The organism is Gracilibacillus timonensis (assembly GCF_900086715.1).
Classification (GTDB): Bacteria; Bacillota; Bacilli; order Bacillales; family Amphibacillaceae; genus Gracilibacillus; species Gracilibacillus timonensis.
Map to the genome: position 1 here is coordinate 817,355 of NZ_FLKH01000012.1, position 22,967 is coordinate 840,321.

Annotated in this window: 21 protein-coding genes and 5 tRNA genes; 22 read left to right on the plus strand and 4 right to left on the minus strand. The window is 39.5% G+C overall.

Annotated features, from left to right (window positions below; all coding sequences use genetic code 11):
* The 13 genes from BN6556_RS15005 to phoU all read left to right on the plus strand — a co-directional run bounded on the left by BN6556_RS15005 (nt 1) and on the right by phoU (nt 11,047).
* A tRNA-Met gene (locus tag BN6556_RS15005) sits at nt 1-77 on the plus strand.
* 10 nt (nt 78-87) lie between these two features.
* Nucleotides 88-163, plus strand: a tRNA-His gene (locus BN6556_RS15010).
* A gap of 19 nt (nt 164-182) precedes the next feature.
* A tRNA-Ile gene (locus BN6556_RS15015) sits at nt 183-259 on the plus strand.
* Between the two features lie 9 nt (nt 260-268).
* Nucleotides 269-361, plus strand: a tRNA-Ser gene (locus BN6556_RS15020).
* A gap of 22 nt (nt 362-383) precedes the next feature.
* A tRNA-Phe gene (locus tag BN6556_RS15025) sits at nt 384-456 on the plus strand.
* A gap of 175 nt (nt 457-631) precedes the next feature.
* The gene (gene sodA, locus BN6556_RS15030) at nt 632-1,243 is read left to right on the plus strand and encodes a superoxide dismutase SodA (RefSeq protein ID WP_066192951.1); all 612 of its coding nucleotides are present in this window, start codon (nt 632-634) and stop codon (nt 1,241-1,243) included.
* A 1,064-nt stretch (nt 1,244-2,307) separates the two neighbouring features.
* Nucleotides 2,308-3,537: an MFS transporter gene (locus BN6556_RS15035; protein WP_066192953.1), complete on the plus strand. Its 1,230-nt coding sequence runs from the start codon at nt 2,308-2,310 to the stop codon at nt 3,535-3,537.
* Nucleotides 3,538-3,588: 51 nt separating this feature from the next.
* Nucleotides 3,589-5,700, plus strand: coding sequence for a peptidoglycan D,D-transpeptidase FtsI family protein (locus BN6556_RS15040; RefSeq protein WP_066192955.1), 2,112 nt, complete (start codon nt 3,589-3,591; stop codon nt 5,698-5,700).
* 875 nt (nt 5,701-6,575) lie between these two features.
* Nucleotides 6,576-7,559 (plus strand): PstS family phosphate ABC transporter substrate-binding protein, encoded by a 984-nt coding sequence (locus BN6556_RS15045; protein WP_066192957.1) that lies wholly within the window; start codon nt 6,576-6,578, stop codon nt 7,557-7,559.
* Between the two features lie 81 nt (nt 7,560-7,640).
* Nucleotides 7,641-8,594, plus strand: coding sequence for a phosphate ABC transporter permease subunit PstC (gene pstC, locus BN6556_RS15050; RefSeq protein WP_066192959.1), 954 nt, complete (start codon nt 7,641-7,643; stop codon nt 8,592-8,594).
* The gene (gene pstA / locus BN6556_RS15055) at nt 8,594-9,484 is read left to right on the plus strand and encodes a phosphate ABC transporter permease PstA (protein ID WP_066192961.1); all 891 of its coding nucleotides are present in this window, start codon (nt 8,594-8,596) and stop codon (nt 9,482-9,484) included. Before pstC ends, pstA begins: the two co-directional genes overlap by 1 nt.
* A 48-nt stretch (nt 9,485-9,532) precedes the next feature.
* Nucleotides 9,533-10,369, plus strand: a complete 837-nt coding sequence (gene pstB, locus BN6556_RS15060) for a phosphate ABC transporter ATP-binding protein PstB (RefSeq protein WP_066192963.1) — start codon at nt 9,533-9,535, stop codon at nt 10,367-10,369.
* A 15-nt stretch (nt 10,370-10,384) separates the two neighbouring features.
* Nucleotides 10,385-11,047 carry a phosphate signaling complex protein PhoU gene (phoU, locus tag BN6556_RS15065; RefSeq protein ID WP_235817538.1) on the plus strand — a complete coding sequence of 221 codons (663 nt, stop codon included), beginning with the start codon at nt 10,385-10,387 and terminating at the stop codon, nt 11,045-11,047.
* Between the two features lie 148 nt (nt 11,048-11,195).
* Here the strand turns inward: phoU and BN6556_RS15070 are convergent, their stop codons facing one another.
* Together BN6556_RS15070 and BN6556_RS15075 are read right to left on the minus strand one after the other, a co-directional pair.
* Complete coding sequence (locus tag BN6556_RS15070) at nt 11,196-11,678, minus strand: hypothetical protein (RefSeq protein ID WP_066192967.1); 483 nt, start codon at nt 11,676-11,678, stop codon at nt 11,196-11,198.
* A 20-nt stretch (nt 11,679-11,698) separates the two neighbouring features.
* On the minus strand, nt 11,699-12,046 hold the full coding sequence (locus tag BN6556_RS15075) for a hypothetical protein (RefSeq protein WP_066192969.1): 348 nt from the start codon (nt 12,044-12,046) through the stop codon (nt 11,699-11,701).
* A gap of 166 nt (nt 12,047-12,212) precedes the next feature.
* On the opposite strand from BN6556_RS15075, the gene rpmG reads away from it, so the two are divergent.
* From rpmG to BN6556_RS15090, 4 genes are all read left to right on the plus strand, one after another.
* Nucleotides 12,213-12,362 carry a 50S ribosomal protein L33 gene (gene rpmG / locus BN6556_RS15080; RefSeq protein WP_018933855.1) on the plus strand — a complete coding sequence of 50 codons (150 nt, stop codon included), beginning with the start codon at nt 12,213-12,215 and terminating at the stop codon, nt 12,360-12,362.
* Nucleotides 12,363-13,334: 972 nt separating this feature from the next.
* The gene (locus BN6556_RS15085) at nt 13,335-13,901 is read left to right on the plus strand and encodes a 5-formyltetrahydrofolate cyclo-ligase (protein WP_066192970.1); all 567 of its coding nucleotides are present in this window, start codon (nt 13,335-13,337) and stop codon (nt 13,899-13,901) included.
* A gap of 56 nt (nt 13,902-13,957) precedes the next feature.
* On the plus strand, nt 13,958-14,131 hold the full coding sequence (locus BN6556_RS22175; RefSeq protein ID WP_161485715.1) for a hypothetical protein: 174 nt from the start codon (nt 13,958-13,960) through the stop codon (nt 14,129-14,131).
* Nucleotides 14,132-14,206: 75 nt separating this feature from the next.
* Nucleotides 14,207-15,760: a rhomboid family protein gene (locus BN6556_RS15090; RefSeq protein WP_066192972.1), complete on the plus strand. Its 1,554-nt coding sequence runs from the start codon at nt 14,207-14,209 to the stop codon at nt 15,758-15,760.
* A 2-nt stretch (nt 15,761-15,762) separates the two neighbouring features.
* Here BN6556_RS15090 and BN6556_RS15095 read toward each other — a convergent pair whose 3' ends face one another.
* On the minus strand, nt 15,763-16,650 hold the full coding sequence (locus BN6556_RS15095; RefSeq protein ID WP_148436793.1) for a hypothetical protein: 888 nt from the start codon (nt 16,648-16,650) through the stop codon (nt 15,763-15,765).
* Nucleotides 16,651-16,738: 88 nt separating this feature from the next.
* Between BN6556_RS15095 and BN6556_RS15100 the strand changes: the two genes are divergently transcribed.
* The 4 genes from BN6556_RS15100 to BN6556_RS15115 all read left to right on the plus strand — a co-directional run bounded on the left by BN6556_RS15100 (nt 16,739) and on the right by BN6556_RS15115 (nt 21,496).
* A complete protein-coding gene (locus tag BN6556_RS15100) occupies nt 16,739-18,187 on the plus strand; it encodes a spore germination protein (RefSeq protein ID WP_066192976.1) in 1,449 nt (482 codons plus the stop codon).
* A 56-nt stretch (nt 18,188-18,243) separates the two neighbouring features.
* Complete coding sequence (locus tag BN6556_RS15105) at nt 18,244-18,441, plus strand: YqgQ family protein (protein WP_066192978.1); 198 nt, start codon at nt 18,244-18,246, stop codon at nt 18,439-18,441.
* Nucleotides 18,442-18,446: 5 nt separating this feature from the next.
* A complete protein-coding gene (locus tag BN6556_RS15110) occupies nt 18,447-19,406 on the plus strand; it encodes an ROK family glucokinase (RefSeq protein WP_066192980.1) in 960 nt (319 codons plus the stop codon).
* Between the two features lie 200 nt (nt 19,407-19,606).
* Entirely contained in the window at nt 19,607-21,496 is a 1,890-nt protein-coding gene (locus BN6556_RS15115) for an LTA synthase family protein (protein WP_066192982.1), read from the plus strand.
* Between the two features lie 386 nt (nt 21,497-21,882).
* Here the strand turns inward: BN6556_RS15115 and BN6556_RS15120 are convergent, their stop codons facing one another.
* Nucleotides 21,883-22,062, minus strand: coding sequence for a DUF2759 family protein (locus BN6556_RS15120; RefSeq protein WP_066192984.1), 180 nt, complete (start codon nt 22,060-22,062; stop codon nt 21,883-21,885).
* A 146-nt stretch (nt 22,063-22,208) separates the two neighbouring features.
* Here BN6556_RS15120 and BN6556_RS15125 point away from each other — a divergent pair, with 146 nt between their 5' ends.
* Entirely contained in the window at nt 22,209-22,832 is a 624-nt protein-coding gene (locus tag BN6556_RS15125; protein WP_066192986.1) for an MBL fold metallo-hydrolase, read from the plus strand.
* Nucleotides 22,833-22,967 lie beyond the last annotated feature (135 nt).

Consider the following 22,967-nt stretch of genomic DNA (forward strand, 5'->3'; position numbering starts at 1 on the left):
GGCGGTGTAGCTCAGCTGGCTAGAGCGTACGGTTCATACCCGTGAGGTCGGGGGTTCGATCCCCTCCGCCGCTACCATTTTAGAATGGCGATCGTGGTGAAGTGGTTAACACATCGGATTGTGGTTCCGACATGCGTGGGTTCGATCCCCATCGATCGCCCCATTTTTATTAGAAACAGAAAGGACCCTTAGCTCAGTTGGTTAGAGCTATCGGCTCATAACCGATCGGTCGCAGGTTCGAGTCCTGCAGGGTCCACCATACTTACACGGAGGAGTACCCAAGTCCGGCTGAAGGGAGCGGTCTTGAAAACCGCCAGGGGCTTCACGGCTCGCGGGGGTTCGAATCCCTCCTCCTCCGCCATATCATACATATTATTACGTTAGGCTCGGTAGCTCAGTCGGTAGAGCAACGGACTGAAAATCCGTGTGTCGGCGGTTCGATTCCGTCCCGAGCCACCTTTAACAAGCTATTAGAAAAGCTTGTTTTTTATTGTCTAATAATCGCAAGCGCTATCTTTTTTGATAGATAATAAACCGTAATAGTTGCATTTTATTTCTGATATTTGATACTATTTGTCATAGAGAAGTTAATACACTTTCTTTAAAATTAAGCTCATAGGAGGAATGTAACATGGCAAACTTTACTTTACCTGAATTACCTTATGGATATGATGCTTTAGAGCCTCATATTGACAAGGAAACAATGAACATTCATCACACTAAACACCACAACACGTATGTAACGAAATTAAATGCAGCACTAGAGGGTCAAGATGATTTAGCCAGTAAATCAATTGAAGACATTCTTGCAGATCTTAATGCTGTTCCAGAAAACATTCGTACAGCGGTACGTAATAACGGTGGTGGCCATGCCAATCACAGCTTATTCTGGACTTTACTTTCACCAAATGGTGGTGGCGAACCGTCGGGTGAGGTAGCAGAAGCTATTAACTCAACGTTTGGCAGCTTTGACAAATTCAAAGAAGAATTTGCAGCTGCAGCGACAGGACGTTTTGGATCAGGCTGGGCTTGGTTAGTGGTTAACAATGGTAAGCTTGAGATTGTTAGTACACCAAATCAGGATACTCCAATTTCTGATGGTAAAGCTCCAATCTTAGGATTAGATGTATGGGAGCATGCATACTATCTTAAATATCAAAACAAACGTCCAGACTACATTGCTGCATTTTGGAATGTAGTAAACTGGGATAAAGTAGAAGAGTTGTATCAAGCAGCTAAATAATAGAATACCACTCAAGAGGTTATGACGATTGATGTCATAGCCTCTTTTTATAAGTAAAGAAAGTTAAAATCATTGATATTATAGGGTTTGTAACGATTTGACCGTGAACGAACTGGAAACCGAAGTACCGATAAGATGGATTATGTTAAGTAACGAGTCCATCTATTCCATGTAGTAAAGTTGATTGTTTGTCAGTGCTAGGAAACGCTCCGGAAATAGGTTCCGCTTTCCGCGAGACAAGGCTTTAGCCTCCTCGTCAGCAAAAATCGCTTCCTGCGGGGTCTTCACACTGCGCTATTCTCGCAGGAGTCTCCACCTATTTCCTCCGCTGGGTAGTAGCACTACAATCGAATGACTGCTAGGATGAAGTGTTCCAGACACTATATTTCTGCCAATAACCAAACCACATAACCTTTTTCTGAGAACGATTCGATCATACATTATGACTTTTATATTTGTATCCTGCTCTCCCGAAAACACATAACGATGGTCTTGCAACACGCATAAACATAGGAAAGCACCCTTGTTATGCGTTAGTAAGCATAACGATGATATTTTAAAAGATTGTAGTACTAAAACCTTGTCACAACAGTATTTGTGCAAAATTCTCGTTATGTAATACCGGGAGTTTAGGTTGTATCACGATCCATCACGCAGCCGAAAAATCAGTTGACGATTTTCTCCTTTTGTTACCATACTCTCTCTGTATCAAGAATTTTTCATCCTTGCAGTGATAACAATTGTTGTACCTCTACCTAGCGCAGCATATTCCCAGAGCGCTCGCCTAGCATAAAAAAACGGGCAAACTCACCACTAAAGAAAGCAAATTACTTAACATAATCCATCTTATCGGCAGTTCAGTGACTACTTTGAATGGTCGATAAAGGACCGGGCGGGGTTTGTCCGATTTTCTTAATTCGTAAAGGACCTATCTGTTAAAGGATGAAGGAGCGCTCTAATTTTGCCAGTATCCTTATCTCCGCCAAATAAATATTCCAAAGCTTCATGCATATCTCATGGCTTCTAGTCCAAAATAAAGATTAGATTGCAGTGGGGTGTTAAACATGGAGACATTTAATAAAATAAAAAAACGAGCGATGCCGAACCGTAAAGATCTATATCTTTTGTTAACGATTGGTGGGCTGTATGCCTTAGCCACTTTTTTGTCGAATACATTTGTAAATATATATATATGGAAACAGTCTGGCGACTACATTAGTATTGCTTTATATAATCTGTTTATTTATCTCTTGCAGCCGATAGCATTTACAGTAGCGGGGAAATGTGCCAAACGTGTGGATCGTACATTGGTAATTAGAATCGGCGTATTATTCCTATCGATTTTTTATGTGATCGTTTTGCTGGCAGGAGAACAAGCTTCGGAATATCCCTATTTGTTAGGGGCGATCTTAGGTATTGGAGCAGGCTTTTATTGGTTATCCTTTAATGTATTGACTTTTGAGGTAACCGAGCCCGAATCAAGGGATTTTTTTAATGGAACCTTTGGTACCTTACAATCTTTAGGGGGAATGATCGGCCCTTTTTTCGCTGGTTATATCATTACAAGGCTTGATAACTTCCAAGGTTACAGCTTTATTTTTTTATTGTCTTTTATCCTTTTTGCCTTAGCAATGGCTTGTTCCTTCTTTTTAACCAAACGGAAGGCAAGAGGGGAATTTCGTTTTAGACAAGTACTTCAGGAAAGAAAGAGGAACAGAAACTGGCATTTGGTTTTGATGGCACATATTTTTCAAGGACTACGTGAAGGTTTATTTCTTTTCGTAGTAGCTATTTGGATTTATGTGGCTACCGACAGTGAGCTTGCTTTGGGCTCGTTTAATTTGGTATTATCCCTCTGTTCCTTTATCGGATACTATGTGTTAACGAAAAGAATCACCGTTGCCAAACGGAAGCGAATGATCATGTGGGGAGGTTTACTGCTGTATGTTAGTGTCATTTTGTTAGTACTTCAAGTAAATTATGCCATGTTGTTATGGTATGGGGCGATCGTCGGTTTTGCTTATCCACTGTTTAATATTCCTTTCTTTTCCTTGACCTATGATGTGATAGGTAAGGCTAGAAGAGCAGGTGATTTACGGATAGAATATATTATTGTTCGAGAGGTGTTTATGAATATAGGCAGAGTATCTGCCATTTTGTTGTTTATCGTTTCGATTCTATTCATTAAGCCGACTTATGCCATTTCTGGTTTATTATTGATTCTTGGAGCTGGTAATCTGGTTGCTTTTTTCTTTATAAAAGGAACTTACTTGGCTACTTCTAAAATGCAATAACTGGTGAAAGATGTTATAATTAGAAGGATAGCGATGCTAAGGGGGAGCAACATGGATTTCAATCAGGCATTTAAAAAGAAATATAAAAAGCAAAAGAAAAAGAAGTCACAGTTACCTTTTCGTTTAAATATATTATTTATTGCCGTGTTTCTAATTTTTTCATTATTGATTGTTCAATTAGGCGTTGTGCAAATTTTGAATGGGGAGGAGGCACAGCGCCAAATTGATCAGACAGAAAATACACCGACGGAAAAATCAGTGCCACGAGGTAAGTTCTATGACAGTAATTATGATCTCGTAGTGGATAATAAGGCCGTTAAATCGATTACATATACACCGCCAAAAAATGGGGATACGGCTGATGACAAATTGAAGTTAGCGGAAGATTTGGCGAGTTATATTACGATATATAAGGAAGAAGAAGAACTAGAGGATGCGGTTACCGATCGTGATAAACGAGAATATTATTATTTGGAAAATACAGAAGATATACAGGACCGTTTAACCGAGGAAGAGCTAGATTTAGATCCTAGTGAAAGGTATCAAAAAGAGCTTGATGCCATAACTGAAGAGGAGATCGAAAACTTTGATTGGAATCACGACTTGCTGAATGTGATTGCGATCAGAAAAGAATTAGATGAGGCACAAGAACTTTCTTCGCACGTAGTAGTGAATGAAGGACTAACCGATGAAGAATATGCCTTAGTATCTGAACATTTGCCGCAGCTTAATGGCATTGATGCGGTGATTGACTGGGATCGTGAGCCAGCTTTTGGAGAGACTTTTAACTCCTTTCTAGGCGGCATCACCTCATCTGATGAGGGAATACCGCAAGATAGAAGTCAATTTTACTTGGCAAACGGCTATAAACGAAATGACCGGGTCGGGACAAGTGGATTAGAAGAACAATATGAAAATGTCCTGCGAGGGCGTAAAGAGAAGGTGCAATATACCACATCTACTAGAGGTGAGGTGTTGAGCTCTGATGTAGTGGTAGAAGGACAACGAGGTAAGGACCTTACCCTAACTGTTGATATGGAATTTCAGCAAGCCGTCGATGAAATTGTTCAAGAAGAACTGGAAACAGCGATTAATAATCCAGCCAATAATAACGGTTACCTTGAAGACGCCTTAGCGGTGGTGATGAATCCGCAAACGGGTGATATTCTGGCCATGTCGGGGTCGCACTATAATCGAGAGGATAAGGAATATGAGAATCAGGCTTATCGAACGATCTATGATGCCCATGAAGTAGGTTCATCGATAAAAGGTGCCACATTGCTTGCTGGTTATCAGGAAGGAATCGTGGATATTGGTTCAGTACTGGTGGACGAATCACTATATATTCAATCGACACCGACATTCTCATCGATTGGTGCAGCAATGGGGCCTATTGATGATTTGACTGCCCTCGAGAAATCGTCCAACGTATATATGGGAAAAATTGCGATACAAATGGCAGGTGCGACATATCAACGTAATGAGATATTGCATAATTTTGACTATGCCGCCTTTGATAAATTGAGAAGCTATTATAGTCAGTTTGGTCTAGGCTCAAGCACCGGTATTGACTTACCATACGAGGCCACTGGGTTAGCCGGAAGTGATGTGGATCAAGGGAATTTACTTTATATGGCAATTGGACAATACGATACCTATACTACTCTGCAATTAGCTCAATATGTATCAACGATCGCTAATGATGGTTATCGGATGAAGCCGCGTCTCGTTAACGAAATTAGAGAACCAAGTGGCGAAGAAGGGGTGCCAGGCAAGGTGATCGAATCTTTTGAGCCGGAAGTAATGAATAAGATTGATATGGATCAAAAGTATATTGACAGGGTGCAGGAAGGTTTTAGAAGGGTATACACTAGTGGAACAGCTCGAAGTTATTGGAGTGGCATTCCTTATGAAGTAGCCGGGAAAACCGGTACAGCAGAAAGACCGCAATATAATGAAGACGGAGATAAGATTGCGGATACGGACAATCTCACGCTAGTGGGCTATACTCCATTAGAGGAACCAGAACTTGCTTTTGCTGTTATTGTGCCAGAGAATGGAACAGAAGGTGAAACGCATAAAGCCCATCATGAGATTGGCAAGCGGATCGTTGAAACGTATTATGATATGCAAGAAGAACAATCTGAAGAAGATGAAGAATAAGTTTAGTTAACATAAAACTGGTGAACAAGTGATTGAGAATCGCTTGTTCACCAGTTTTTTTATTTAATAAGATAAGAAAGCTTGTAAAACAATAATCATTGAAATGATTTTGATCTTGAACGAATGGTGGTACCGATAAGATAGATGATGTAAAGTAAAAGGCTATTCCAAGTGATCATGTTGAACGTTTTTTATGTGCTAGGAAACGCTCCGGAAATAGGTTCCGCTTTCCGCGAGCTTGGCTCAGCCTCCTCGTCAGCAAAGATCGCTTCCTGCGGGGTCTTCACACTGCGCTTTTCTCGCAGGAGTCTCCACCTATTTCCTCCGCTGGGTAGTAGCACTACAATCGAATGACTGCTAGGATGAAGTGTTCCAGACACTATAATTCTGCCAATAAGTAAACTGCATAACCTTTTCTGAGAACGGTTCGATCATACATTATGACTTTTATAAAATGAAGGAGCCATTTTGTAGCATGATCCATTACGCAGACGATGAATCAGTTGAAGATTTTCTCCTTTTGCTACAACGGGTCTTGGTACCTAGAACACTTCATTCTTGCAGTAACAACCATTGTTGTACGCCAATCTAGCGGAACCTATTCCCGGAGCGCTTGCTTTGCACAGATAAAACGATCAAACTCACCACTAAGGAAAGTGGACTACTTAACATAATTTATCTTATCGGCAGTTCAGTGGCTACTTTTAGTTATTCGTAAAGGACCGGGCGAATTTTGCCCGGTTTTTCTTCATTTATTACGATTTACAATATCTTAACAATCCATTAATAGTAGATTAACAATTATTCGATATGATGGGTACAGAAGCTAAGCAATACAGCTTCATTATTATGTTAAATAATTGGGGGAAAAACAGATGAAGAAAAAAATACTATTTTTGTTATCCGTACTAGTCATGATTAGTTTGCTAGTAGCTTGTGGAAGTGAGGGTAATAGTGAAGAAACGGATAGTGAAGGCAATAGTGGAGAAACCTCTGCTGCAGAAAACGAAGAGTTGGAAGGAACGGTTGCGATTGATGGTTCAGGGACCGTTTATCCGTTAATGGCAAAACTAGCAGAGGAATATATGATAAATGAGCAGCCAAATGTTTCTGTTGAGGTAAGTCGTGCCGGTACGAGTGCAGGGTTTGAAAAATTTCTAGTAGAGAACGGAACAGATTTCAATGACGCATCGCGCTTGATTAAAGAAGAAGAACAAACAAAAGCAGATGACCTAGGAATCGAAACAATGGAAATTAAAGTAGCATTAGATGGCTTAACGATTGTTACCCATCCAGATAATGATTGGGCTTCAGAATTAACACAGGAGCAAGTGCAAGATATCTTTTTAGGAAATGTAACCAAGTGGTCTGAGATCAATGAAGAATGGCCAGATGAAGAGATTCAAACTTATGGTCCTAATGAAAACCATGGTACCTATGAATTTTTCTATGAGGATATTATGGAAGAACAAGATCTAGTAGGCAACATTGATTTACAACAAGATTATTCTACACTGGTGACTCTTATTTCTGAAGATCCAAACTCGATCGGATTTTTCGGATTTGGTTACTATGACAGCAACCAAGACAAGCTAAATGCAGTTGGCATTGATTTCGGTGATGGTGCTGTTGTTCCTTCCTTGGATACCATTGGAGAAGAAGGACCGTATGCTGACTATACTCGCCCTGTATTTACTTACTTAAATGTAGGAAATGCACAAGAGAAGACGCAAGTATATGATTATGCAACCTTCGTCGGGGAGCAAATCAATGAATTTGCCGGTGAAACAGGTTTTGCACCAATTCCAGAAGAAGAGCAGCAAGAACAGTTGCAAGCTATTCAAGACATCCAAGAATAAAAAAATAGGTAAAAAGGTGACAGTGAAATGGGAGTGTGTATCTCATTTCGCTGTTCATTTATCAAAGGAGTGCCAATGACCATGACGAGTCACAGCAAAAAAGAGAACAGCGCTGTCTCCGTTCGTGAGATGATAGCAAATAATAAACGTAAAAAAAGTTTGCATAACTTTAATGAGAAGAGCATTCCAGTTGTTCTTTTTCTCCTAGCTTCTGTTACGGTATTAACAACCATAGGGATACTGTACACATTAATCATAGAGGCCGTCCATTTCTTTATGGAGGTGCCTATACTTGATTTCTTTACGGGAACAGAGCTAAGGCCATTAAGTCAGAATCCGGAATTTGGTATTTTACCATTACTTAATGGTACTTTAATTTCATCGTTGATTGCCATTTTAGTTGCAGGTCCAATTGGTCTTATGTCTGCGATTTATTTAAGTGAGTATGCCTCAACACGAGTCAGAAAGGTGTTAAAGCCATTGCTGGAGGTGTTGGCAGGTATTCCGACGATTGTATATGGATTCTTTGCCTTTACGTTTGTCACCCCACTTATTCGTGCAATTTGGCCGAGTGTGGAAGCGACAAATATCTTAAGTCCAGGATTGGTAATGGGGGTAATGATTATTCCGATGATCGCTTCTTTGTCAGAGGATGCGATGACCTCCGTTCCTAACCGTATCCGTGAAGGTTCTTTAGCAATGGGAACAACAAGGCTGGAAACAACCTTTAAGGTCGTCATCCCAGCTGCATTATCGGGAATAGTAGCGTCCTTTGTCTTATCGATCTCACGTGCCATCGGAGAAACGATGATCGTCACGATAGCAAGCGGCAGCTCGAAGAATTTCACCTTTGACCTTACGCAATCGATGCAAACGATGACCGCTTATATTGTTGAGGTTTCAGGAGGAGAGGCCCCAGCAGGTTCTACCTTGCATTACAGCTTATATGCCGTGGCCTTAACCTTGTTTGTCTTCACCTTGATCATGAATTTACTAGCGAAGTATGTCTCTCGTAGATTTAGGGAGGAATATTAATGGAAAAAACAGAAAGACTCGTACAGAAACAAAGCAATCGAATCGCAACAAGGATCCGTTTGAATACCTTTTGGAAAACTATTTTTTTCCTCTCTACACTATTTGGTTTACTTGTATTAGGCATTCTTATTTATCGAGTATTGGTGCAAGGACTGCCTTGGTTGAATGTCGATTTTTTGGTATCACGTTTATCTACTACGGCTGAAGATGCAGGAATAATGGGCGCCATCCTCGGTACTTTATGGGTGATGGTTGTTGTCATTCCCGTTACTTTACTAGTCGGAATAGGAACGGCAATTTATTTAGAACTATATGCACAAAAAGGATGGGTAAAATCATCCATTGAAACGAACATTTCCAACTTGGCTGGTGTGCCATCAATTGTCTACGGATTGCTTGGATTAACCGTTTTTGTCCGATTAATGGATTTTGGTAATGTTGTACTTGCCGGTGGTTTGACGCTTTCCCTTTTAATCTTGCCAATTTTAGTTGTATCGAGTCAAGAGGCAATTCGTGCAGTACCTGGTTATTTAGCGGAGGCATCCTATGGGATGGGGGCGACGAAATGGCAAACGATTCGACGGATTATTTTACCTGCGGCGATTCCCAGTATCTTAACTGGATCGATTTTGGCCTTGTCACGTGCGATTGGTGAAACGGCTCCACTAACGGTATTAGGTATCCCAGCCTTGCTGATTCCTTTTCCAAATGGTTTGTTCGATACGTTCACCGCCTTACCGATGCAAATTTATTATTGGACGATCGATGCATCCCTGGTTGCCGAATATGCCAATTTAGCCGCTGCAACGATTATTGTGCTATTGGTTATTCTGTTTATTTTGAATGCTACGGCCGTATTTATCCGTAATAAATATCAACAATCATTGTAGAACACGAATTGCGAGTAGACAGACATCACGTAATGGAGGAATGAAAGCATGAGTACTTTAACAGATAATAGTATTAAACTGGATGTTCAAACGCAACAAGCAGAGGTACAGCAGAATATTGATCAGGAAAAACAAGTGATCTATGATACCAAACATTTGGATCTATGGTATGGCAGTACCCATGCTTTAAAAGATATTAATCTTGCCATTTTAGAAAACGAAGTAACGGCCATCATTGGTCCATCTGGTTGTGGGAAATCAACCTATATTAAGACACTTAACCGTATGGTGGAGCTTGTGCCTGGTGTGAGCACTTCAGGTAGTATCTCCTATAAGCAGAAAGACATCTTAGATAAAACGATTAAGGTAGAAGATTTAAGAACCGATGTAGGTATGGTATTTCAAAAACCAAACCCATTTCCAAAGTCTATTTATGAAAATATTGTCTATGGACCTAAAATACATGGAATTAAGAAGAAAGCAGTTCTTGATGAAATCGTTGAAAAGAGTTTGCGAGGGGCAGCTATTTGGGATGAAGTAAAGGATCGTTTGCATGAGAATGCTTATGGTCTATCAGGTGGTCAACAACAGCGTATTTGTATCGCACGTTGCTTGGCGGTAGAACCGGATGTCATTCTGATGGATGAACCGACATCGGCCTTGGATCCGATTTCTACGCTCAAAATTGAAGAATTAATGAAAGAATTAAAGGAAAAATATACAATCATCATTGTTACCCATAATATGCAGCAAGCGGCCCGTATTTCGGATAAGACGGTGTTTATGTTGCATGGAGAAGTGATTGAGTTTTCCGAAACGAATCAACTATTCTCTAATCCAGTTGATAAACGAACAGAAGATTATATTACGGGGCGTTTTGGTTAAGAAAGGAAGTGTCTAATGATGTCAGCAAGCTCATTGTTTCAAGAAGAGCAACAACATATTGAAAAATTAATTATTCAACTCGCCAATAGAACGAAGGATCAATTAACGCAAGCGGTAGACTGTTTGTATCATGCAAATGTAGTAGAAGCAAAACAGGTGATAAAGACAGACGAACATCTCGATCAGCTGGATCATGATATTAATGAAGAAGCGATTGTATTGATTGCCCGACAGCAGCCGGTAGCCCGTGATTTAAGAAGGTTAGTTGTTGCATTGCGGATTTCAACTGATTTGGAAAGAATGGCTGATAATGCCAAGAATGTGGCAAAGTCTACCGTTCATCTTGGCTCTCATCCCACTGTTGAGGCTCACCCATCTATTAAAGAAATGAAGAATCTCGCCATAGAAATGATTGATTTGGCTATGAGGGCATATACTTATGAAGATATCAGCTTAGCCAGGAAATTGGCTAGCTTGGATGATAGGTTGGATCACCTTTATGCAAGTATGTTGCAAGAATTGCTGGAAGAAAAAGCAACAGACTCTCAGGAAATTCAACATATCATGCAAATGGCGTTCAGTGGTCGATATGTCGAAAGAATTGGAGATCACGCAACCAATATTGGAGAAGACGTGATGTATTTGGTAAAAGGAGAATCGTTAGACTTAAATGAATAAACTTAAGTGGTAAGGATAGAAAGGCAGGTTAATCAGTGCCTTTGCTATCCTTTTTGTTATATTAGTGTGTCAGCCTAATTGATTTTTTTATCATATCGAGTGGCCTATTGCTGTATAGTGGTTATTTTTGACAATCAGTCTAACTATACTATTCGGATGTTTGTCCAGTCACCGTATCTGCCACTTCTTCAGGTGTAGCGGTGGTTGAGACTTCGAACTCTCCTGCTTGAATGGATCTGCTCAGATCATTTTGTTCCAAATAGTCAAGGAAGGCCTGTTGATCATCCAATAACTCATTCTCTTCTAATAAATCTAAGATATCTATAATCCCCATGCCGCCTTCAATTACAATCGTCACCGAATCTGTTTCCGGTTCTTCAGCCGTTTCATTGTCTTCACTAGGGTCTGTGGGCTCGTCTGGTTCCTCTGTCTCTGCGCTTGGTTCTTCCTCCACCATCTCACGTTGTTCATCATATACAAAATATCCATCATTCTCCACTTGTTCAATAGCTTCTTCGGTGGAGAGAGTGGTTGTCTCTTCTGAATTATTATTATTGATAAAGTATACCAGCGCCAAAATAATGGCTGCTGTTAATAGCCCTAAAGAATAAGATCTCACGATTTGCTTCAATGTATATCCCTCATTTATTATTATGATTCTCGAATAATGGTAATCACATCTTGTTCATTAATCTGAAGTTGTTCAGCAATAGAATCCGTATCATGGCCTTGTTGGTATAAGGTGAAGATTTCATTGGTTATATCTGTTTCCATATTGCGTTTTGGATGTAGTGACTGCCGTACGGAGGCATCGTCCATTAATAACTCTTCTTCTAATACACCGATTTTCTTCTTTAATTGATAGCTTTCTTGTAAGGAAGAGATAGATAGTTGTTCCATCTGTTCTTCCAGCTGTTTGAATTTATCCTGCATGAAAAATGAAGCAATCCATAGAATAATTCCTACAGCAATGATGGTAGCTGCTACTGCGTAGATCATGACTTTCCTCCTAAACCATTATTTTCATACTTATAGTTATATCATATTTATAAGTTCAATTAAACATTTACTTGAAATAATCTGTTCTTTTTGCTATTATATCTTAGTAAAGTAATTCGAATAAGAATGAATAGCAAGATGTTCGATTTAGTTTGGAGGGAAAATGATGCGCGTTAATATTACATTGGCTTGTACCGAGACAGGTGACCGTAATTATATTACGACTAAAAATAAACGTAAACACCCAGAACGTTTGGAGCTTAAAAAATACAGCCCACGTTTGAAACGTCATACGTTACACCGCGAAACAAAATAATCAGGCTTTCCATGTCAGGACCTTTACTTCGTCTAACAAGTAAAGGTCTTTTTCATACTAAGGAACGCATGTAATCCTTGGTCTAATAGGATCTAGATGGATTTTAATTTGAAACGAACCACGATACCGATAAGACGGATTATGTTAAGTAGCTAGTCCATATATGCCATGTCGTAAAGTTGATTGTTTGTCGGTGCTAGATAGCGCTCCGAAAATAGGTTCCGCTTCGATGCATAGGACATGCAAGTGCAGGCGTGGCGATTGTCGTCGTGATCTTAGCCTGCGAACCTTCATAGCAAGGCTAAGCCTCCTCGTCAACAAAGATCGCTTCCTGCGGGGTCTTCACACTGCGCTATTCTCGTAGGAGTCTTCACCTATTTCCTCCGCTGGGGAGTAGTGTTACAATTGAATGGACTGTTAGCATGAAGAGCTCAAAGCACTATCATTCTGCAAATCAGCAAGCCACATCACCTTTTGGGGGAACGATTGGAACGTTATGATGATTATAGATGGAGGAACCATTTTATAGCATGGATCCACCACGCTTCTGAAAAATCAGTTGACGATTCCTTCTTTATTGTTGCAACACCGTCTAGGTACCTAAAACACTCCATCCTTGCAGTGATAACCATTGTTGTACTTTTACCTAGCGGAGGGAATATGCGGAGACTGGAAAATGGTTTACAGGCTAAAATCGCAACGTCCTGTTGCAACGCCTGCACTTGCACGTCCTGTGCATCGTAGGACGAGCTGAAGATCCACTAAAAAGTGCTCTTCTTTTTAGTTAGCTGAAGCCGGCCCCACGGAAAGCGCAGCATATTCCCGGAGTGCTCGCCTAGCACAAAAAAGCGGGCAAAGTCAACTGCCCACAAAAGTGGTCTACTTAACATCATCCGTCTTATCGGTAGTCAAACAAAAAGCTATATTAACAGCTTTCCGAGATGATTGTTCGTAGAAGGGAGAGGATGGTATATGAAAAATTTAAAGCAATGGCAGCGCGAGCATGTTATGGAAGCGTGGAAATCATGTGTTGATAGAACGTTTATCACAGAATCTCTGCATCGACATTTATACCTTACGCCCGCATGGAAGCAAGCTACCACAATAGGTATCACGATATCAAAGGGACTTGAATGGGAAACACAACCAATTATAGAGATGTCTTATTTATTAGGAAAAAAAATCGTCATTCCTAGAACGAACCCGCTAACGCATGAAATGAACTTTCATTATTATAGCCAAGGAGATCAATTAGAGCAGATGTGGCAAAATATATATGAACCCATAGCGAATTTACCTATCGTTGAAAAGACAGAAATTGATTTAATGATCGTTCCAGGCATCGTATTTGATAAACAAGGCTATCGCATCGGCTATGGCGGAGGATTCTACGATAGATATTTAGCAGATTATCAAGGGGAAACACTATCGCTAGCCTCCGATTTTCAAATGGTCAGCCAGTTAATGACCGAACCACACGATCAGCCGGTCGATCAACTGGTTACGAATTTTGGCAGAATATATTGTACCCATACATAAAATAAGGACTTCAGGTAAAAACTTGTGATAACACACAAGGAGAGAAGGATAACAACATGAAAAAAATAATCTTAATCATTGGCAGTATTTTGTTAGTCCTGATATTTCGGAAACCATTAGGCAATCGAGCGATGGAAATACCTGCGATAAGGAGGATGGGTGTCCGCTTTATGCTAGGTATACCTTATTTCCGTAAGCGACTAATGCAGTCGATGTTTTCCAATCGGTAATAAATTGCTTATTATTGTTCTTGACCAAACGATTCATGGTATGATGAGGACAATAGTAAGGTAGGTGTTGTCATCGTGTTAGAAAGTCAATTTGTCCAGTGTCAGTTGGTGCTCCATCTAATCGAAAAGGAGCAATTCGAGCTTGTGACGATTTCATCCAATCAGCAGGAGTATTTATTGTGGCGGCGTCATAAACGCCATACGGAAATTGTCCATGTGTCTTCCACCCCTTTTTCGTGGCAGCAAGAGCTTGAGCGTGTCGTGCGTTTAATCGAACAAAATGCATTGCGTCAGTTACAACAATCGTTGCTTTTTCAAAAAGTATCTTTTTATCATGTGTTTTTAAACGAACGTTATCTAGAACAAGATTGGCATGAAATGAGTCTGGAAATGCCAAAACATAAAAAGGTTCAATCTTCGGATGTTTATGTATGGCATAAAGAAGATCAACAAGATTTGGCTCGTTTTTTTCAAGAAGTAAAGCTAAAAGAACCTCTATCTTTTACTATTCAGACGCAAGGGCTGGCGCTCTCCTATGAAGTGACAGCATTGCAAAAACGAATCACCGATTATCATCAACAAACGTTAAAAGATGTGCAAGCCGTGTTTCAACGAGCAAAACCGTATATGACATACTTGTTGCTTGCTATAAATTTGATTATGTTTTTCCTCCTGGAATCCAATGGAGGCTCTACTAATACCGAGACATTGATCGATTATGGGGCCAAGTATAATGTAGCTATACTTGATGGTGAATGGTGGCGGATCCTTTCTTCCATGTTCTTGCATATTGGATTTGTCCATCTAATTCTCAATATGTTGGCCTTATATTTTATTGGGACATTGGTTGAAGGGATATACGGTAATGTGAGGTTTACGCTGATTTACTTTTTAAGCGGAATTGCAGGAGGTTTATGTAGTTTTGCGTTTAGTCCAAGCGTTGGAGCAGGAGCTTCTGGTGCCTTATTTGGACTATTTGGTGCTTTGCTTTATTTTGGGCTCAAAAAGCCAAACCTCTTTTTTCAAACAATTGGTGCCAATGTGTTGTTTATTGTAGCAATTAATGTGGTTTTTGGTTTTGTGGTTCCCCAAGTCGACCATGGGGCTCACTTAGGAGGATTAGTCGGTGGTTTTCTCGTAGCTGCTATGGTCATGCTTCCCAAAACAAAGGGATTTTTATGGCGCATAGTAGCAACAGTCATATTTCTGGTCTATCTGGCAGCGATCCTATTATTTGGCTTGTCCAACGATAGGGTTCAATTTGATGAGACTATGCAAATCCTGCATGTGGAGCAGTTACAGCAAGAAGACAACTATTCGCAAATGATTGATACGGTAACGCAGACACTACCACATGCTGAAGATTACCAAGCAGAGCTTCTTTTTTTGCGCTCGATTGCTTATGTACATACAGAAGACCCCGATCAGGCAATTCGTGATTTAGAACAGGCCGTACATTTAAAGTCAGACTTTGAGAATGGTTGGTACAATTTGGCCTTGCTATATCACCTAGAGGGTCAGCAAGAAGATGCCTTGATAGCGGCAGAACAGCTATTGGGGTTAAATGACCAGGATGAAAGTTATCTGGCCTTGTATGATGATATTCGTCAAGAACAAGAGAGCCACTGATCTCAGTGGCTCTTATTTATTTGCTGATATAATATGTCTCCTTGCTGATCATCGATATTATATAAAACAAGTAAATGATCCCCTGCTTTGCTTATTAATAATAACGGCATGGTTACCTCAGAAAATTCTTTTTTATCGATAAGCGGTATCAGATAATTCCGGTACAACCCTTCCCAAAGCTGTCCAATTATTTGATCGGTCTCTGCCTGTGTAAAGCCTGATATAGGGTGTTGCTGGAATTGAAGGATATCGCTTAATGGAATTTGCTCATACCGATTGCTATCCAATTGATGATCCGACATCCATTGCTGCCAGGTATGGTCCAATTGTTGATAAATAGCCTGATTCCATTTAGTTTGCTCTTCTTTACCTGTTTCTTCCCATGCCTCAGAATCGGTAAAGATATACAGGTTATCTTTCGACATTTGCTGTATGCTCCTTATTTGATCCTCAGGATAATGCACCTCACCATGATGATAGGAAACCGCCTGAAATAAATGGTTGCCACTCCCTTGAAATGTCTTTTCTAAAGCCAGATCAGCTACTGATTCCTTCCAAAGACTCTTCACCCCTTTAAGCAGACCGTCCTGAAAAAGCAGACTGATATCCTGCCTAAGGTATACCGATTGATTTGTCGAACTGGTTGCTGCCCATTGTATTTGGTAACCTTTATTAGGGGCAGGTGATAATAAATCAAGCATCGTGACAGCCTCGGTAAACTGCACGGTTGGATCAGGCGGAAAATATTGCAATGTTTCTTGCGATTTGTCATGTTGAATTAATAATAACAAGAGAAGAATCATTAATAATGTACAAAAAATGGTATGCCATCTACGGGTTAAAAAACGTATTTGTTGTCTGATTACTTCCACCACCTTGTTTAGATGCAATATAAAGCTTGTCTTATGTATATGTGCATGAAATAGCCCATGTTAGTGAAAGCTATAAGAAACCTATGGGAAAGCGAGAGAATAAAGTATGAATTCCTTGTATCATGATTATGAGACAACCGTAAAATATATGCATGAGTATTTAGCGATTGAAAAAAGCTTTGACTTGATTCAAATGGATCTGCACTATGCCGACAGAAGAATGAGTTTATTCCTAGTGGATGGTTTAGTCAAAGATGAAATGCTGCATTATTTGATGCGTTTTTTGGCAGAATTAGATAAGGACGCCTTGGCAGAAGCCCCTTTAGAAAAATTAATTAAAAGAGATATTCCTTATGTGGAGCTGGATGTAGAACAAGATATACAAAAGGCAGCTGATTTGGTGTTGGCTGGACCTACTGCTTTAGTTGTAGAAGGAATTCCTGAGATCATTATGATTGATGCCAGAACTTATCCTGTAAGGGGACCGGAAGAACCCGATTTAGAAAGAGTAGTACGCGGATCGAGAGATGGATTTGTGGAAACCATTATTTTTAATACGGCCTTAACCAGAAGAAAAGTGCGGGATCGTTCATTACGAATGGAATATATGTCGATTGGCAGAAGGTCAAAGACAGATGTATGCATTTGTTATTTGGAGGATATCGCTGATCCTAAGAAAGTAAAATTCCTCCAAGAACATTTGAATCGGATTGATACAGATGGACTGCCCATGGCAGAGAAAACGATTGAAGAATACCTAAGTGAGAAAACATGGAATCCATATCCAACTATACGTTATACAGAACGACCTGATACGGCAGCAGAACATTTATATGAAGGCCACATTTTATTGATGATCGATGGTTCTCCAAGCGTCATGATCACACCCGCAACCTTTTGGCATCATTTACAGCATGCTGAAGAATACCGACAAAAGCCATTTATTGGTGTTTATTTGCGAATGGTTCGATTTTTTGCGGTATTTGCTTCGATTTTTTTGTTACCTTTTTATTATTTATTATCGACAGAGACAGGTCTTGTGCCAGAGTCTCTAGCGTTTGTTGGTCCGAGAGAAATTGGTCTGATTCCTTTAATTGTCCAGTTTCTTATTGCCGAGGTTGGCATTGACGTCTTGCGTATGGCGGCAATCCACACGCCTTCCGCTTTAGCAACTGCCTTAGGATTAGTATCTGCGATTATCATTGGTCAAATTGCGGTGGAAGTAGGGTTATTTTCCAATGAAGTCATGCTTTATTTGGCTGTAGTTGTGATGGGGACCTATGCCACGCCCAGCTATGAATTAAGTCTGGCTAATCGTGTAACAAGGCTTATGTTACTGCTGATCACTGCGTTATTTGGGACGAAGGGGTTTGTCTTAGGAAGTACTTGCTATTTGTTATATTTGGTCCATTTAAAAACCTTTTATATTGGTTACCTATGGCCATTTATTCCCTTTGATGCAAAATCATTTTTGCAAGTTTTCATTAGACAGCCAGTTACAAGAGATTTCCAACGCCCTGTCTTTCTAAATCCACAAGATCCGGATAGGAGATAAAGTATTTTTATTTCTTTTTATAAGTGTCTTTGGTATAATATCTTAGGTGATAATTAATGAAGGATATGTATGAGGTGCGCAAGCTGTTATTACGGTTCGGCACCATTATTTATAGTGGGGACCGTTTAGCAGATTTGGAACTAATGGAAGATGAATTTATTGAATTATATCAAGTGAATATGATCACAAAAGATGAATGGTTGCAAGCAAAAAGGATTATAATGAAAGAAAAAGAAAAAACAGATAAAGGGTGAGCCAGGTGGAAAAGGATTTGTTAATTGGAATTGATATTGGGGGAACAACAGTAAAAAATGCAATTTTCACAAAAGCTGGAGAGATAGTGGCGAAATGGGAGATTCCAACGGATTTAACGAATCAAGGTGCAAGCGTCCCAGCTGATACTTGGGCCTCTATTGAAAATAAATTGGCAGAACTGGACATCAGTAAAGACCGCTGTTTGGGGATGGGAGTCGGTGCTCCAGGTTTCATTGAGCCAGAAACGGGTAAAGTAGCTATAGCAGTAAATATTGGCTGGAAAAATTTTGCGTTAAAATCTATTTTTGAAGAAATTTCTGGTTTACATGTGTATGTGGAAAATGATGCGAATATTGCCGCGTTAGGCGAGAACTGGAAAGGATCAGGGAATCAAGTAAAAAACATGATTGCCGTAACCTTAGGCACAGGAGTTGGAGGTGGCATAATCGCAAATGGTCAAATAATCAGTGGTGCTAATGGTACTGGTGCTGAAATTGGTCATATCACGGTAGAAGAGGACGGTGCATACTGTAATTGTGGCAGATATGGCTGTTTAGAAACTGTTACATCGGCAACTGGCATCGTGCGACAAGCCGAAGAATTGATTGCGGAAGGAAAGGCAGATCCATTGTTGCAACGCAAAGAGAAAAATGGAGCTATCACGACAAAGGATGTATTTGAGGTGGCAGCAGAAGGAGATACAGATTGTCAATCTTTAATAGATCATGTAAGTGAAGTGCTTGGATCCAGTCTGGCGATGCTTGCGATTATAACGAATCCAGCGAAGATTGTGATTGGTGGTGGTGTTTCTAAGGCGGGAGCTCAGTTATTGGAACCTCTAAAAGTGGCCTTTGAAAAACACACCCTTCCTCGCACGAATGAAGCTTGTGAATTTGAAATTGCGCAATTAGGAAATGATGCCGGTGTGTATGGCGGCGCATATTTGGTCTTGCAAAATAGTTAAAATATGTTACTATATATCTCATGGCATAAATGAAATGTAAATTTTTTTTAAGATTTATGAAACTTATTTGTGATATTGTTCGTCTATAATAGAGAGAGATAGACAGAGTAATAGACACTGGCCTGTGATCATAAAAATGAAATAAATACAAGATGATCATGCCAGTCAAAGTGGGACGAATTGTTTTGAGGAGGAGAAGTATGTTTAAGAAAAAGCTGCACATGCCTTTGTTTTTAATCGCAGCATTGTTATTTGGAGCCAAAACGTATATTATCTACCGTTTTATATTTAATATTTCCTTGGAGAATGCTATGCAAGAGTTGATACTCTTGATTAATCCATTCGCCACCGCCTTTTTCTTCTTTGCGTTAAGTTTATTTTTTAACAAGAGAAGGCAGATCAAGTTTATTAAATACGGGATGATATTAGGAAGTTTAATTCTGTATTTTAACATTGTGTTTTATCGTAACTTTTCAGATTTTATTACGATCCCGGTGTTATTCCAAGGAAGTAACGCAGCGGATTTAGGAAGCAGTGTGCTTGACTTAGTGAAGTTTGGAGACATTGCCTTATTTGTCGATGTTGTTATCGTTTGGCTACTTGCTAGGAAGTATGGTGAAAAATTAGCTGTTACATTCTCTAAACGCTACCGATCACTAGTCATCGCTACTTCTATTGCATGTTTAGTTGGTAACTATGTATTAGCGGAAATTGAACGTCCGCAGTTATTGCAAAGAACCTTTGACCGTGAGTATTTGGTGAAGAACATCGGTGTGTTTAACTACCATATTTATGATGCGATATTACATTCTAAATCCAAGGCTCAGCGTGTGTTCGCTGATGGTAATGAGTTAAATGATATTGCTGATTATATGAAAGAAGAGACAACAAGAAAAGGTAATGAAGACATGCACGGGATTGCCAAAGATAAGAATGTTATATTTGTCTCCCTGGAATCTTTGCAGAGCTTTGTTATTAACAATACCGTGAACGGTGAAGAAGTAACACCATTCTTAAATGATTTGGTGGATGATAGCTACTACTTTGAGAACTTCTATCACCAAACGGAGCAAGGTAAAACATCTGACTCAGAGTTTATCATTGAGAATTCACTGTATCCGTCCCCTAGAGGAGCCGTATATTTCACTCATGGTCAGAATGATTACCATTCATTACCAGAGATTTTGAATCAACAAGGTTACTATACCTCTGTGTTCCATTCCAATAATAGTAGTTTTTGGAATCGGGATGTAATGTATGATAATATTGGCTACGATCATTTCTATGATGAAAACGCCTTTGAAGTAACGGACGAAAACTCTGTTGGCTGGGGACTCAAAGATAAACCTTTCTTCAAGCAGTCAATGAAATATTTAGAACAAATGGATCAACCTTTCTATTCGAAGTTTATTACGTTAACAAACCATTATCCATTTGATTTAGCGGAAGAGGATGCGACAATTGATCAATATGATTCCAATTCGAACACACTTAATAAGTACTTCCAGACCGTCCGGTATATGGATGAATCGATCGAAGAATTCTTTACCTATTTAAAAGAATCAGGTTTATATGAGGATTCCATTATCATTCTAATGGGTGACCACTATGGTATTAGTGACTTTCACCAAAAAGCAATGAGTCAATATCTGGATGAAGATTATACAGATTATCTTCATGCTCAGTTGCAACGAGTACCTTTCTTTGTTCATATACCTGGACAAGAAGGTAAAGTGATGTCAGAAGTTTCTGGACAAATCGACGTAAAACCAACTATTCTTAACCTTATTGGTGTCGATGCAGATGAAGACTTATCCTTTGGTACAGATTTATTTAGTGAAGATAGAAAAGATTTCCTTGCTTTCCGTGACGGTAGTTTCATTACCGATGACTATGTTTACGCCAAATCACATTGCTATGACCGTGAAACAGGTGAGTTAATCGATGAGGAGAATGAAGATTCAGCGAATAACGAAGAACAAGAGGCCTGTGGTCCAATGGTAGAAAAAGTTGAGGAAGAATTAGGGTATTCTGATGAGATCATCTTTGGTGATTTATTCAGATTCTATGATTTTAAAGACGAAGAATAGCAATAAAAAAGGGATGAACTTTCGGGTTCATCCCTTTTGCTATGGCTAGGAAATAGTAGGAAGACGTGCTGTTTATGCAAGTTGGCAATCGCAAGGTAAGAGTAATGAGAACCTTTGTTTTTCTCAATTTAAGAAAAACCAGGAAAACTTCGCCCGTTCCTTTATTACGATATAAATTGAACGTATAAATGTAACAAAAAACGTATGACAAGCAAATCTTTGCTCGCATGATTACTTCGTTTGGTCTATTCGTGTGAATGGATCAAGAGCACCTATCCGATCCATGAGACATGATTTCATTCCACTTATATCATCAACTGATTCTTTCAAAGTTTATCTAGGATCTTATACTTTCCAATTAAAAAAACGCCTAGGACGGCGCTTTTTTAATTGGAAACATAGGGATGAATTAATTCCCAATACAGTGTTGCAATGGAAAAGAAACCAAACACAAGAGAAGATAAACCAGCAAATAATATGCCAAGTATATTCTGGGCTTTAAACTCACGTACTAAGCCAGCAACACACAAAATAGCTATAACAAGCACGATAAATCCTAATACCATGTTACGACCTCCTTCACTTCATAAGTTGAATATTTTTCAATTCAGACTTTTACCATTATAATATGTAAATATAACGAATTCATCATTATTTTAAATGAAAATGTCTAATTTGTCCATTAAAACATTAGGAAAGGAAGTGTTAAGAAATGATGATAACACCACTATCTTTAGGACCAATGGGAACAAACTGCTATATTATCGCTAAGGGAGTAGAGGCGATCATTGTTGATCCTTCAGGAGAAGCTAATAAGATTGCAGAAAAATTAACAGAGCTACGGGTGCAGCCATTAGCTATTTTATTAACACATGCACATTTTGATCATATCGGTGCATTAGATGAGATTAGAGAGCAATACAATATACCGGTATACCTAAGTAAACAGGAGCAAGGCTGGTTGTCTGATCCAGAAAGAAATGGTGCTTTACTCTTTGGTTTAGGAGATAAAACAGCTAAAGAGGCAGACTTCTTTTTTACAGATACAGAGCTTAGTTTTGGAAGTATAACACTGTCTTTGCGTAAAACGCCAGGACATTCTCCTGGAAGTGTTTCATTTATCTTTACAGAAGCAGAAAGTGTGATTGACGGTGACAGCCTGTTTAATAGCGGTATTGGACGAACCGATTTATTTGGCGGGGATTATGAACAATTAGAGAAGAGCATTAAAGAGGAGCTGTATTCACTACCAAGTCATTATACGGTCTATCCCGGACATGGTCCCAAAACGACGATTCAAAACGAACAGGCAAGCAACCCATTCGTAAAAGGCTAAGGGAAGGGACTCGTATATAACCCGACTCATTCCTTTGCCGTTAAACAGGACCAAAGATTGGACTGCCGATAAGATCGATGACGTAAAGTAATACTTTTTTTATGTAGTGAGTATAACTGTCTTTTCTGTGTAAGG